We start from the raw sequence: 12,273 nt of genomic DNA, 5'->3' as shown, positions 1-12,273 counted from the left end.
GGTAACATCTATCCATAGACACCCGTTTTCAGGAGTCACCATGTCTCGCTTTGCCATGTTTTCAATGATGGTCGCAGCCACCGCGCTTGTACCTGCTTGCGCTCAGGAGGATGCGGGAAGAGCCCTTGAGCGGGAAGAGATCGAAGAGATCGTACACGATTATATCGTTGAAAACCCCGAGGTGATCGAGGAAGCCCTGATAAAGCTCTCGAAGAAGGCAGATCAGCGCGACCAGGCCGCCAAGCGCGACGCCATCAAGTCGAACCTCGACTCCATCTATAATAGCAGCAATGATTATTCGATCGGCCCAGACGATGCTGAAGTAACCGTCGTTGAATTTTTCGATTATCGTTGTGGCTTCTGTAAACGCTCGATGGAATGGACGACGGGATTACCAGAAAAGTATGATGGCAATGTGCGTGTCATCTTCAAGGAATTCCCGATCCTTTCACCTGAAAGCGAGAAAGCCGCCCTTGCCGCGCTCGCAGCCGGCAATCAGGGTAAATATACCGAAATGCACCGCGAGCTCATGGAAATGGATAATTCCACCGGCTTCGAACCGGATGATATTGACGGTGCAGCTGAACGGGCCGGGGTCGACGTCGCACAGATGCGCGAAGACATGGATTCTGTAGAGCTGAGGAAAGTCGTCGCAGACAATAAGAGCCTTGCCCGCAGTATCGGTGTCGACGGTACGCCAGCTTACTTCATTGGTGAGAACATGGTTTCCGGCGCCAATCAGGGAAAAGTTGTCGAGTTCATAGAAGCTGAACTTTCAGATAATGGCTAACCTGTTGTCCGGGCCTAGATGAGCCCACCTAGTGGCGACGAAGGGTCTGCGTAGCGTTTACGGCCCATACGTCCGGCAAGATAGGCTTCGCGGCCCGCCAGTATGGCGTGTTTCATGGCGCGCGCCATGCGCACTGGATCCTTGGCTTCAGCGATCGCGGTGTTCATGAGGACACCGTCGCAACCGAGCTCCATGGCCATAGCCGCATCCGAAGCCGTTCCAACCCCCGCATCGACGATGACTGGGACACGCGCCTGCTCGACAATGAGACGGATATTCAAGGGGTTCTGGATTCCAAGTCCGGACCCGATGAGCGAACCGAGCGGCATGATCGCGCAGCAGCCCGCCTCTTCGAGTTTCTTCGCATAAACAGGATCATCCGAACAGTATACCATGACCTCAAACCCGTCAGCGATGAGCGCTTTGGCAGCTGTCAGTGTCTCTTCCATGTCTGGATAGAGCGTCTTCTGATCCGATAGGACTTCGAGCTTCACCAGGTCCCAGCCGCCGGCTTCACGCGCAAGACGCAGGGTACGCACAGCTTCATCAGCCGTGAAACATCCTGCTGTATTGGGCAGGTAGCTGTACTTGTCCGGGGACACATGATCCTGAAGCCGATCCTGGTCAGGGTCCGACCAGTTCACGCGACGCAATGCAACAGTAACCATCTCAGCGCCAGCGGCTTTGGCCGCTTCAGCATTCTGGGCATAGGAAGCATATTTGCCAGTGCCGATGATAAGACGCGAGGTAAATTCACGTCCGGCAATGATGAGCTTATCAGTCATCTTTAAATATCCTGAGTGGTTCAGCCGCCGCCTACAAACTGGACGACTTCAAGACGATCGCCATCGTTCAACGATGTCTCGGCATGTTTCGATTTCGGGACGATTTCCCGGTTGAGTTCTATGGCGATACCGCGCGGGTCATCCGTGAGCGCCCTGACAAGATCGTTGACGACAGCGCCATCCTTGATTTCAAAAGGATCTCCGTTGACAAAAACCTGCATAACCTGCGCCTCCATGACTGGTCTATGCCTTGCCTTGCCAACAGAACAAGCGCAAGAACTTCGCCATGACAAAGCCGATTTATGTATTGAACGGGCCCAATCTCAACCTCCTGGGTACACGTGAGCCTGAAATTTATGGCCATGAAACGCTGGATGACATCCGTGATTCGCTAATAGAGACAGCGGCAGATCGCAGAATCGATTTTCGTCAGACTAATTTTGAAGGTGAACTTGTTACCTGGGTTCAGGAAGCCTCGCGGGAGGGGGCGGCACTTATTCTTAATGCTGGCGCCTACACCCATACTTCTATTGCGCTGCATGATGCTCTACGTGCTTGCACAGTGCCCATCATTGAGGTTCACCTGTCCAATCCGGCGGGTAGAGAGGCCTTCCGGCAAACAAACTATGTGGCCCCGGCGGCAGCTGCAACGATTGCAGGACTGGGGGCACGCGGTTATCACTTTGCACTTGATGCCGCGATAAGAATGACAGCTTGAGGATATCTACTCATGAGCACGGCGAAAAATGGCCTCGACACTGGCCTAGTACGAGAACTCGCCTCGATCTTGCGCGACGCAGATCTGGGTGAGGTCGAAGTCGAGCACGAAGGGCTTCGCATCCGCGTAAGCAAATCGGGGCCCGAGTCCCATATGCCACCCCCTGTGCAATATGCGGCTCCCCCGCCAGCAGCGCCTGCTGCTCCTGCACCAGCTACGGCAGCGCCCGCGCAAGAGAGCGCGCCAGCTGCCGCTCCCGCCAAGAATGCCGTCACCAGCCCAATGGTCGGTACGGTCTATCTTTCTCCTGAACCTGGCGCGAAGGCGTTCGTGAATGTGGGTGACAAGGTCAAAAAGGGCGACACGCTTATGCTGGTGGAAGCCATGAAGACCTTCAATCCTGTCGAGGCGCCCGCCGCCGGCACGGTCAAGGAAATCATCGTTGACGATGCCCAGCCCGTAGAGTTCGGCGAACCCCTGATCGTCATCGAGTGAGGTCGGTCACATGATTGAGAAAGTCCTGATCGCCAATCGTGGCGAGATTGCCCTGCGCATCCACCGGGCCTGCAAGGAAATGGGAATTTCCACGGTTGTGGTGCATTCCGAAGCTGATCGCGATGCCATGGCCGTACGCCTGGCGGACGAAAGTGTCTGCATCGGGCCCGCGCCTTCTTCGGAGAGCTATCTCAAGAAATCACGTATCCTGGCCGCCGCCGAAATCACCAATGCGGATGCGATCCATCCCGGGTATGGTTTCCTGTCGGAAAACGCGCAATTCGCTGAAATGGTCGAGGCGCACGACATAAAGTTCATCGGGCCGAAAGCCGAACATATCCGCACGATGGGCGACAAGATTGCCGCAAAGCAAGCGATGATCGAGACGGGCGTACCGTGTGTGCCAGGTTCGGATGGCGGTGTGACAAGTACCAGTGAAGCAAAAAAAATCGCCAAGAAGATTGGCTATCCGGTTCTGGTGAAAGCTGCCTCCGGCGGCGGCGGACGCGGCATGAAGGTCGCCAAGACCGAAAAAGAGCTGGAAAACGCAATTCGAACTGCCAAGACTGAAGCCAAGGCAGCGTTCGGCGACGATGCTGTCTACCTCGAGAAGTATCTCACGACGCCGCGCCATATTGAAATCCAGGTTATCGCTGACAGTCACGGAAATGTGGCTCATCTCTGGGAACGCGATTGCTCGCTCCAGCGCCGTCACCAGAAAGTATTTGAGGAAGCGCCGTCGCCTGCCCTTAACCAAGCCCAGCGTGAGGAAATCGGTACGATTGTTGCCAAGGCCGTCAAAAAACTCGGCTATCTCGGCGCCGGAACTATGGAATTCCTGTACGAGGACGGGAACTTCTATTTCATCGAGATGAACACACGTCTTCAGGTCGAGCATCCGGTTACAGAAATGATTACCGGTATTGATCTTGTGCGTGAACAAATCCGCATAGCAGACGGAAAAAAGCTGTCTTTTGCGCAGGAAGATGTAATGCTTGTCGGGCATGCGATCGAATGCCGGATCAATGCCGAGCATCCGCAAACCTTCATGCCTTCGCCTGGCACCATTACGGAATTTCACGCGCCGGGGGGGCCTGATGTCCGTCTCGACAGTGCAGCCTATGCCGGCTACCGGATTCCACCGCACTATGACAGCCTGATTGGCAAACTCATCGTGCACGGTCGGACGCGCAATGAGTGCATCATGCGCCTGCGGCGCGCCATTGATGAAATGGTCGTCGGGGGCATCGAAACGACCCTACCCCTGCATCAGCAGCTGGTAGAAGCCCAGGATGTCGTAGACGGCAACTATGATATACACTGGCTAGAACGGTTCCTCGCAAAGTCATAGTTTCATAAAGACATCGTTTCAGGACAGAGACATGTCGGCGCGGTTTGATACTGAAAAGCTTCTGGACTGCTATCGTCAGGGCATCTTTCCCATGGCGGATTCCCGCTATGACATGAACCTGTTCCTGATCTCGCCAGAGATAAGAGGGGTATTGCCCCTCAAGGGCTTCCATATTCCTAAACGCTTGAAACGGACTGTCCGCCAGATGCCATTCGAGGTCACAGTCGATCTCGCCTTCAATCGCGTCATCGAAGCATGCGCGGAAGAAGTACCTGACCGTCCCACGACCTGGATCAACGCGCCCATTCTTAACCTATATGGTAGCCTGCATAGACAGGGCTACGCACATTCCGTGGAATGCTGGGATCAGGAAGGTCACCTCGTTGGCGGGCTATACGGCGTTGCTCTTGGCGGTGCTTTCTTTGGTGAGAGCATGTTCTCACGTGCAACTGACGCGTCAAAAATCGCGCTGGTTCACCTTGTGGCCCGCCTCATTGCAGGCGGGTTCGAACTTATGGATGCGCAATTCCATAATCCGCACCTTGAACAATTCGGTTTGGAAGAAATCCCGAAAAACGAGTTCATGAAACACCTTGATCGCGCGCTGGCGGTACAAGCGGATTTCTATTCAGTTGGATTGCCCGGACTGGATGGGCTAACAGGTGAAGGCTCAGTACATCTGATCACCCAGACATCATAAACCGGGTGCTCCAGAGCACTCAGCCCCGGGGAAGATGCAAACATCCAGCCTGAAAAGAGCAATTCATTGTCCGCTACACCGTTCGCTTGCTCCTGTCCCGCTTCAGCGTCAGCAAGCGCGATAGCATCGATATTGTCATCGCTTACGCTTTCCAGCTCGCTCGCCAGGCGTGGCTCCGTCACCGACTGCATTCTGATGTTCTCAGTGGTGACAATCTTCAGAAAGGCAGCACTTTCCGGCGGCTCTTCCGGTGGGGTTTGAAAGCAGACCTCAAGGCCGATTTTGAGAGCACCATATACAACTGGTTCACCGACTTCGATTTCAAAGTCAGTTGAGCGACCTGTTATTTTGTCGAGGGCCCGCAAGGTGGCCGTTTTTTCCTCAGTGTAGGTCCTGCCCTCGTCTTCTTCGCTCTCCTCGCCAGGCTCCAGAAGCACCGAAGGTTCATTCTCCTGCACCTCTCCCGACTGGTCGGCCTCCTCGATCGTCTCAAGCTGTGCAGCTACATCAGGTGCTGACACTGCCAGAAGTGTAGCTACCCATAAAACTCTCGATAAATTCACTGATCATCTCCCGAAGACGCCGTACCCGGGTAAGGCTCTCCGAATGAAGTTGATGATTCAGACGATTCTGTGTCGCTATCTGTCTCTTCCTGCGACGGACTATCAGTTGGCTCGTCACTGGTCTCATCATCAGACGGATCGCTATAGCCGTCCGTTTCACCACTACTGGCAGAAGAGCTTCCCGAACTATCACCACCAGCAGCGTCAGAATCTTCACCGTTCCCGTTTGCAAAAGAAGCAAACAGCGTCAACAGGTCCACACTGCCCTGTGTATAAAGGATTTCGCCACAGCCTGAGCCGCCAAAAAGCTCCTGATCCGGGCCGCAGGATGCAATCTCTCCAAACCCCGGCCCAGGTTCGAGGTTAATATAATTTCCGCCAAGCAGACCTTCTGTCTGGATACGGGCAGACGTGCCATCCTGAAGTGGCATGAGGTCCTTTGATACCGCCATGGTAACGAGTGCTTCAGCGCGCTCGACATTCAACTCAATCGCCCGGACCGTCCCAACCTTCACACCAGCCATGCGAACGTCTGTGCCGCGCTCTACGCCGCTGACACTGCTGAAACGCGCACCTAGTTCAACACTGCCGGAAGGAGCCGACGCAGCATCCCCGCCACGGGCCAGGGCAAACCAGAGAAAGAGCCCAGCAACAGCAACTACGGCAGCACCGATAACGGTTTCAAATATTGATTCACGCATCTGGGGTCCACGCCTCATAATCGGCATCAGCACGCTGACGCTGGCCTGATTCCTTCAAGGAACCATCCGGACGGTAGGCAAACATGGTTCCGGTCATGTTCGGTTTATGGTCACTTTCCCAGTCGCGGCGGTTTAGAGGGGTCTCCGTCGGCGGAGTCTCGAGGGTGTGATGAAGCCAACCGAACCAGTCGGAAGGCACTTTCGAGGGCTCGGCCAGGCCCTTATAAATCACATAGCGACGATGGCGCCCTTCCAGTGATACCTTCCGGTCCTGATAATACTTGTTGCCGTACTCATCAGTCCCGACGAGTTCGCTCCGCCGCGTTATGTCGAACCAGGCCCCGAAGGTTACACTGTTCCACCATGTAAAGATCTGCTTGATCATAGCCGAATCCTGAAACTTCCTGTGCACTGGAATATGGAGCAAGCCTGGACGCGAATCCAGCTAGGCTACGGCTCACAATATCTGAACCTGCCCGTCAAGCCTGCGGCTCATCTTGTCGCGGGGATAAATTGGACGGTATCGACAGATACGAAGATTGAGGGATCAGCCATGAGCCGCCAGAAAAACCCAAGCGCTTTGCTGGATGCAGCGATCGAAGCCGGGCGCATCACCCCTATTCTGCCATTTGCGCAACTCGCTCCTGTTGCCTCCTCTTCGGAGGACAGCAATTCACAGGATCGCCTTCTCGCCGCAATAGAAAGCCAGCAAAGTATCGATCTAGCCAGGCGCACAACAATCGGAATGGCAGACCTGGTCGAACAGCTGGGTCCTGCACCGCAAAACGCCGAGCTTGCAGAAGCCATGGTGTCAGGCCTGCCTGAGCCACTTGTTGAAGCAGGGCTCACTCACCCCAACGGTTTTCCCGGCCTTGAGAAACAGCTGAGATTGAATGCCATGACAGATATGGCTCCTCTGACTGTGAGGGTGCCGCTAAAAGATCATGCCACTTGTCGTGAACTTGTCCTGCAAGCCCGTAAAATTGGTGTTGCTGTTCTGGTTGGCGAAGATACCGCGCCCTCGGAATCGCCCGCCATCGCGATGGATATCAGTACCTTTATTACCGAAAATGGACTGGAAGCACGCCTGCTCGGCGATACAATCCGTGCTGCATGTCAAAGCGCTGAAGGCGACGCCCCGGTCTATCTACTCCTTCATGGGATAGCAGCGGGTGCTCTGGCGCTCGCACCACAAGGGCCGAATGATATCCAGGGACGTGCAGCATCACTTCTAAAGGCGGTGACCAGCATCACGGCAGGCAACCCTCTGTCAGATGATGACGCCGTTAATCTCGGTCTTTCTCCGGAGACAAGCTTTGAAACCGTTAGCCGCGCACGGCCGGTTATCGCACCATACCTGCCCAACATCACTTACGGCTTCTCACCCGCTAGCGAGGGCTTGTCTGGCTATTGCGCCCTGACGGCCGGAGATGATGACGGCACGGTCCATTTAAGTCTTCCTGTGCGCCAGATGCTGTCTAACCGGCCCGATGATCTTGAAACTGTGGAAGCGGCGCTGGAAGAAGTCGGTGATATTGATTCCCTGCCCGGCCTGAGCCGCGACCTTTTACGTAGCCGCGGTTTTTCAGACGAGGCCATGTCGCGCCTGACTAATGCTCTAAGGGAAGGACTTCCTCTTTCGGGAGCTTTTTCCCGCTGGGTCCTGGGCGATGACGTAATCATCAATGATCTCAAGCTGCCGCCAGAAGCATTCGATACCGATGGCAGAGCCTTGTTGCGTGCAATCGGGTTGTCGGCAGAGGCCGTACAAGCCCTCGATACTGCTATCAACGGGCTGGGGGAGACGACCGTAAAGGCCGCAATAGAGAAGCTTGGACGACTCCTGCCAGAGACCGAATCCTTTCCACTGGAAATGGCCCGTCTCATCGGACAAGAGCTGAAAGTACCGGCCCTTGTCGACGCCAGCGACTGGTCCACAGCATCGACTGAAGCTGCAATCGTGGAAGGCCTTTCAGTCTATCTGCGCCCTGACGGCAGTGCAGGAGATGTCATTGCGGCTGATCGTATGGAGTCTATCCGTTCTCTCGCGGAAGAACTTATTGCCGAAAGCGACGCTCCCGAAATTAAGGCCGCTTTTTCGCCATCCCAGCCCGTCACGGCCGTTCAACGCACACGGCTGCCGGACCGCCGCAAGGGCTATATTCAAAAAGCCACGGTTGGTGGCCACAAAGTATACCTCCACACCGGTGAATTCGACGATGGAGAGCTCGGCGAGATATTCATCGACATGCATAAGGAGGGAGCTGCATTCCGTTCCCTTATGAATAATTTCGCGATCGCAGTGTCCCTCGGACTTCAATATGGCGTCCCGCTGGACGAATATGTCGATGCTTTCGTGTTCACGCGTTTTGAGCCGGCCGGCGAAGTTACAGGGAATGACCGGATCACCAAGGCAACCTCCATCCTCGATTACATATTCCGTGAGCTCGCCATTTCCTATCTGGCCCGGGAAGATCTCGCGGAACTGGCGGAAGATGTCAGTCATGACGGACTTGGGCGCGGGCTGCAGGATGGCACTCGCCAGGACCCTCAGCCTCTCCCTGAAGAAGCTGTACAGTTTATCTCCCGCGGTTTTTCCCGCGGACAACTGCCGGACAATATCGTTATACTCGACAGGAAACGCGCTGAACGGGAAGATGCGACAAACGGTGATGAAGAAGCTGACAGCGATGAAGCTGTTGAACCAGAGTACCTTTCACAGCCCTGTCCAAACTGCGCAAGTTTTACCCTTACTGCGCTTCCCGGCGAGGATACAGTTCACTGTGAAACCTGTGGCGAGGAAACCAGCTCCGAAACCGTTTTCAGATGATCCCGGCAACAATGGCAGGTAGTTTGCGATGTCCTGATCAACAAACAGTCTCGTACGATCGGATGTATCATGTTGAAACAACTCGTAACCGCATCTGCCATACTTATCACACCTATACCTGCGCTGGCCCAGAATGCATCAGAGATTGCAGCTGTCCAGAATGGCCAGTCGTGCACAGGCTGTAATCTGTTCCAGGCGGACCTCGCCTACATGGATCTCGACAAGATTGATGTTTCAGGCGCGCGGCTGCGCCAGGCCGATTTGCAACTTTCAACATTCGACGGCTGGGACTTCTCAGGCACAAACCTCTCTGTAGCAAACCTGTTCGGCACGCGCTTTAACAGGTCGAGCTTCAAAAACGCTAATTTCCAGAATGCGGCACTGGTCGGCACCTATTTCGGTAACTCCAACCTTGAAGGCGCGGACCTGACCGGCGCCAACGCCTCCGGAGCTGACTTCTCGATTGCAAAGGGCATGACCCAATCTCAATTGAACAAGGCCTGTGGAGATGACTCTACACGCCTTCCCAAAGGCATGACAATTCCAGTCTGCTAACACAAATCTTCGCTGAGGCGTATTCGTCACATCTAGTGAGAGTTTGCAGTTGTTACAGTGATTTTATTTCGTCAGGCAATTCTGCAGCACTATCATTGAAGCATGTTCAGTACTAAGCGCAGCATATTACTGGCGATATCCGTAGCGATCACGAGCCTCATGAGTGGTGCCGCTCAGGCGCAGGACAAGTCCATGCGCGTTTCCTGGGCGCCCTCGTATGGTGGTTCTTGTGAAGGGTGTGATCTGCGCGGTCGCAACATGTCGGGATGGGACATCTCGAATGCCAATTACCCAAAGGCGGACATTTCTTCTGCATTGCTGCGCGGGACACGTGCTCACAACGTGAATTTCTCAAGTGCCACTGCGAAAGGAACCGACTTTCGGCAAGCAGTTCTTGATGGTTCAGGCTTTTCCGAAGCACGTATGTCAGGCGCACGATTTGACAGGGCAAGCCTGATTAATTGCAATCTTACCTCGGCCAATATGACAGGAGCGAGACTTCGCCGGGCAAAACTGAACGGGGCTACGGTGAAAGGGACCAACTTGTCCGATACCTATGCAGCTGGAGCTGATTTTTCCGGTGCCAACCTGTCAGTCGCCATTTTTGATAAAGCAGACCTGAAAGGTGCTCATTTCAGTAATGCCGTCATCGTTGGAACATCCTTCAAGGGCGCAAACCTTGTTGGCGCGAACTTTTCCAAGGTTCAGCTTGTAGATGTCGATTTTAGCGGCGCAACCGGACTGGAAAGCGCCACTTTCGACGGAGCTTGCATAGGCTCTCTAGACCTTGTGCCTAAAGGCATAAGCCTTGAGGCCTGCTCCGCCCGTGAAGAGACACAGATCGTTAGCACACGATAGGCCAGTCAGGATGAGTCCCGGAAGAGATACCCATCCTTCCTTTGTCTAGCCCTGTTCCTTCTTCACCTGTGGAGCAAGACGGATATTGAGTTCCCGCAGCTGCTTCTCGTCAACCGGCGAAGGCGCTCCCATCATCAGGTCACGAGCCTGCTGGTTCATCGGGAACAGGGTCACATCCCGGATATTTGTCGCATCTGCGAGCAGCATGACGATACGGTCGACACCAGGCGCGATACCGCCATGCGGCGGGGCCCCGTAGCGGAAGGCATTCAGCATGCCGCCGAATTCCTCTTCCACAACCTCAGAACCATAACCAGCAAGATCAAACGCCTTGAGCATGATGTCCGGACGGTGGTTCCGGATCGCGCCGGATGACAGCTCGATGCCATTACAGACGATATCATACTGGAAAGCCTTGAGGTCGAGCTGCTTCTCGACCGTGTCGGCCTGCTCCAGCGCTTCCAGCCCACCTTGGGGCATGGAGAACGGATTGTGCGAGAAATCGACCTTCTTGTTGTCTTCGTCCCACTCATACATCGGGAAATCGACAATCCAGCAGAAACGGAAGATGCCCTGCTCGATCAGGCCAAGCTCCTCACCAACCTTGTCACGGGCCGCGCCAGCCAGCTTATAGGCGTCTGTGTACTTGCCTGCTGAGAAGAAGATGCCATCGCCCGCGCCCAGCCCAAGATATTCGAGCAGGCCCGCTAGATGTCCCGGCTCAAAATTTTTCAGCACCGGATCCTGGCTGTCGACACCGCCATTATCGGCTTCCTTGAGACGCGCATAACCAAGGCCCGGCGCCTGCATTTCCTTCTTCGCCCACTTGTCCATGTCGTCGAAGAACTTGCGGGATTTCTCCGCCGCCGACTTTGGGGCAGGCACCGCGATGACCTTGCCTCCACCGGCGATGATCTTGGCAAAGATGCCGAAACCGGTTTTGCTATCATCCTTGAAGAAGTCGGTAACATCAGCCAGTTCGAGCGGATTTCGCAGGTCCGGCTTGTCGGATCCATACTTCGCCATTGCCTCAGCATAGGGAATACGCGGGAACGGCCCGTCCGGCATCGTGCGGTTCTTGCCATGCCAGTCGGCAAATTCCTCGAAGACACCGCGCATGACGGGCTCGATGGCATTAAAGACATCATCCTGCTCGACAAAGCTCATCTCAATATCGAGCTGGTAGAACTCACCAGGAGACCGGTCTGCACGTGCGTCCTCATCGCGGAAACACGGCGCGATCTGGAAATAGCGGTCGAAGCCGGAAATCATCAGCAACTGCTTGAATTGCTGCGGCGCCTGAGGCAGCGCGTAGAATTCACCCGGATGCAGCCGCGATGGCACGAGGAAGTCACGTGCGCCCTCAGGTGAGGAGGCTGTCAAAATCGGCGTCTGATACTCGGTAAAGCCTTGCGCGACCATGCGCCGACGCAGCGAAGTGATGACATCGCTGCGCAATACCATATTGGCATGCAAGGTTTCACGACGCAGGTCGAGATAGCGGTGCCGCAGGCGAACATCTTCCGGATACTCTGGCTCACCGAACACTGGCAGCGGTAGCTTTGCAGCCAGGCTTTCGACCTTGAGCTCTGTCGCAGGGACTTCAATCTCGCCCGTCGTCAACTCAGGATTCACCTGATCGGCCTCCCGGGCAATCACCTCGCCTTCGATCGTCAGGACGCTCTCGGCCGTGGCGCGCTTGGCTTCTTCATAAAAGCTGGCACTGGGATATACGACGACCTGAGTAACGCCATAATGATCACGCAAATCAATAAATAGTGCATTGGGATGTTCACGCCGTCTGTGTAGCCAGCCGGACAGTTTCACACGTTCGCCAGTTTGAGCCTTGGTCAGCTCACCGCAAGTATGCGAGCGGTATGCATGCATTCTCTCGCTCCGAGGATTTGTCTGTAGGAGGATCAAGCTT

At 55.0% G+C, this 12,273-nt stretch carries 14 protein-coding genes; 8 read left to right on the top strand and 6 right to left on the bottom strand.

The window, feature by feature from the left end; translation table 11 throughout:
* The first annotated feature begins 40 nt into the window (after positions 1-40).
* A complete protein-coding gene (locus Q1K31_RS07895) occupies positions 41-790 on the top strand; it encodes a thioredoxin domain-containing protein (protein WP_300378514.1) in 750 nt (249 codons plus the stop codon).
* 14 nt (positions 791-804) lie between these two features.
* Here the strand turns inward: Q1K31_RS07895 and Q1K31_RS07890 are convergent, their stop codons facing one another.
* Both Q1K31_RS07890 and thiS read right to left on the bottom strand, forming a co-directional pair.
* Positions 805-1,575, bottom strand: a complete 771-nt coding sequence (locus tag Q1K31_RS07890; protein WP_300378512.1) for a thiazole synthase — start codon at positions 1,573-1,575, stop codon at positions 805-807.
* A gap of 20 nt (positions 1,576-1,595) precedes the next feature.
* Positions 1,596-1,796 (bottom strand): sulfur carrier protein ThiS, encoded by a 201-nt coding sequence (thiS, locus tag Q1K31_RS07885; protein ID WP_300378510.1) that lies wholly within the window; start codon positions 1,794-1,796, stop codon positions 1,596-1,598.
* A gap of 65 nt (positions 1,797-1,861) precedes the next feature.
* Here thiS and Q1K31_RS07880 point away from each other — a divergent pair, with 65 nt between their 5' ends.
* From Q1K31_RS07880 to aat, 4 genes are read left to right on the top strand one after another with little or no spacing between them, the layout of a single operon-like run.
* A complete protein-coding gene (locus Q1K31_RS07880) occupies positions 1,862-2,293 on the top strand; it encodes a type II 3-dehydroquinate dehydratase (RefSeq protein ID WP_300378508.1) in 432 nt (143 codons plus the stop codon).
* A 12-nt stretch (positions 2,294-2,305) separates the two neighbouring features.
* Positions 2,306-2,788 carry an acetyl-CoA carboxylase biotin carboxyl carrier protein gene (gene accB, locus Q1K31_RS07875; RefSeq protein WP_300378506.1) on the top strand — a complete coding sequence of 161 codons (483 nt, stop codon included), beginning with the start codon at positions 2,306-2,308 and terminating at the stop codon, positions 2,786-2,788.
* 10 nt (positions 2,789-2,798) lie between these two features.
* Entirely contained in the window at positions 2,799-4,139 is a 1,341-nt protein-coding gene (gene accC / locus Q1K31_RS07870) for an acetyl-CoA carboxylase biotin carboxylase subunit (RefSeq protein WP_300378504.1), read from the top strand.
* Between the two features lie 31 nt (positions 4,140-4,170).
* Positions 4,171-4,839 (top strand): leucyl/phenylalanyl-tRNA--protein transferase, encoded by a 669-nt coding sequence (gene aat / locus Q1K31_RS07865; RefSeq protein WP_300378502.1) that lies wholly within the window; start codon positions 4,171-4,173, stop codon positions 4,837-4,839.
* Here aat and Q1K31_RS07860 read toward each other — a convergent pair.
* Genes Q1K31_RS07860 through Q1K31_RS07850 form a run of 3 tightly spaced genes read right to left on the bottom strand, consistent with a single transcriptional unit; the run spans position 4,764 to position 6,488 of the window.
* Positions 4,764-5,402 (bottom strand): DUF2155 domain-containing protein, encoded by a 639-nt coding sequence (locus Q1K31_RS07860; protein ID WP_300378500.1) that lies wholly within the window; start codon positions 5,400-5,402, stop codon positions 4,764-4,766. The two genes, aat and Q1K31_RS07860, sit on opposite strands and share 76 nt — an antisense overlap.
* Positions 5,399-6,103 (bottom strand): MlaD family protein, encoded by a 705-nt coding sequence (locus Q1K31_RS07855; protein ID WP_300378498.1) that lies wholly within the window; start codon positions 6,101-6,103, stop codon positions 5,399-5,401. The genes Q1K31_RS07860 and Q1K31_RS07855 overlap by 4 nt, the downstream gene beginning before the upstream one ends.
* The gene (locus Q1K31_RS07850; RefSeq protein ID WP_300378496.1) at positions 6,096-6,488 is read right to left on the bottom strand and encodes an NADH:ubiquinone oxidoreductase subunit NDUFA12; all 393 of its coding nucleotides are present in this window, start codon (positions 6,486-6,488) and stop codon (positions 6,096-6,098) included. Before Q1K31_RS07850 ends, Q1K31_RS07855 begins: the two co-directional genes overlap by 8 nt.
* Before the next feature lie 168 nt (positions 6,489-6,656).
* On the opposite strand from Q1K31_RS07850, the gene Q1K31_RS07845 reads away from it, so the two are divergent.
* From Q1K31_RS07845 to Q1K31_RS07835, 3 genes are all read left to right on the top strand, one after another.
* Complete coding sequence (locus Q1K31_RS07845; RefSeq protein WP_300378494.1) at positions 6,657-8,933, top strand: hypothetical protein; 2,277 nt, start codon at positions 6,657-6,659, stop codon at positions 8,931-8,933.
* Positions 8,934-9,002: 69 nt separating this feature from the next.
* Entirely contained in the window at positions 9,003-9,488 is a 486-nt protein-coding gene (locus Q1K31_RS07840; RefSeq protein WP_300378492.1) for a pentapeptide repeat-containing protein, read from the top strand.
* A 102-nt stretch (positions 9,489-9,590) separates the two neighbouring features.
* Positions 9,591-10,346, top strand: coding sequence for a pentapeptide repeat-containing protein (locus tag Q1K31_RS07835; RefSeq protein WP_300378490.1), 756 nt, complete (start codon positions 9,591-9,593; stop codon positions 10,344-10,346).
* Between the two features lie 45 nt (positions 10,347-10,391).
* Here the strand turns inward: Q1K31_RS07835 and aspS are convergent, their stop codons facing one another.
* Complete coding sequence (gene aspS / locus Q1K31_RS07830; RefSeq protein ID WP_300378488.1) at positions 10,392-12,233, bottom strand: aspartate--tRNA ligase; 1,842 nt, start codon at positions 12,231-12,233, stop codon at positions 10,392-10,394.
* Positions 12,234-12,273 lie beyond the last annotated feature (40 nt).

It is taken from the genome of Henriciella sp., assembly GCF_029936995.1.
In the GTDB taxonomy this organism is placed as follows: Bacteria; Pseudomonadota; Alphaproteobacteria; order Caulobacterales; family Hyphomonadaceae; genus Henriciella.
Note: the sequence above shows the minus strand (reverse complement) of the source record. Positions and strands in the feature narration are given on the sequence as shown.

Bases quoted from the DNA above. Each gene is read 5' to 3' on its own strand.
- Q1K31_RS07895 (WP_300378514.1), top strand. From the start codon at position 41: ATGTCTCGCTTTGCCATGTTTTCAATGATGGTCGCAGCCACCGCGCTT.
- Q1K31_RS07890 (WP_300378512.1), bottom strand. From the start codon at position 1,575: ATGACTGATAAGCTCATCATTGCCGGACGTGAATTTACCTCGCGTCTT.
- thiS (WP_300378510.1), bottom strand. From the start codon at position 1,796: ATGCAGGTTTTTGTCAACGGAGATCCTTTTGAAATCAAGGATGGCGCT.
- Q1K31_RS07880 (WP_300378508.1), top strand. From the start codon at position 1,862: ATGACAAAGCCGATTTATGTATTGAACGGGCCCAATCTCAACCTCCTG.
- accB (WP_300378506.1), top strand. From the start codon at position 2,306: ATGAGCACGGCGAAAAATGGCCTCGACACTGGCCTAGTACGAGAACTC.
- accC (WP_300378504.1), top strand. From the start codon at position 2,799: ATGATTGAGAAAGTCCTGATCGCCAATCGTGGCGAGATTGCCCTGCGC.
- aat (WP_300378502.1), top strand. From the start codon at position 4,171: ATGTCGGCGCGGTTTGATACTGAAAAGCTTCTGGACTGCTATCGTCAG.
- Q1K31_RS07855 (WP_300378498.1), bottom strand. From the start codon at position 6,103: ATGCGTGAATCAATATTTGAAACCGTTATCGGTGCTGCCGTAGTTGCT.
- Q1K31_RS07850 (WP_300378496.1), bottom strand. From the start codon at position 6,488: ATGATCAAGCAGATCTTTACATGGTGGAACAGTGTAACCTTCGGGGCC.
- Q1K31_RS07845 (WP_300378494.1), top strand. From the start codon at position 6,657: ATGAGCCGCCAGAAAAACCCAAGCGCTTTGCTGGATGCAGCGATCGAA.
- Q1K31_RS07840 (WP_300378492.1), top strand. From the start codon at position 9,003: ATGTTGAAACAACTCGTAACCGCATCTGCCATACTTATCACACCTATA.
- Q1K31_RS07835 (WP_300378490.1), top strand. From the start codon at position 9,591: ATGTTCAGTACTAAGCGCAGCATATTACTGGCGATATCCGTAGCGATC.
- aspS (WP_300378488.1), bottom strand. From the start codon at position 12,233: ATGCATGCATACCGCTCGCATACTTGCGGTGAGCTGACCAAGGCTCAA.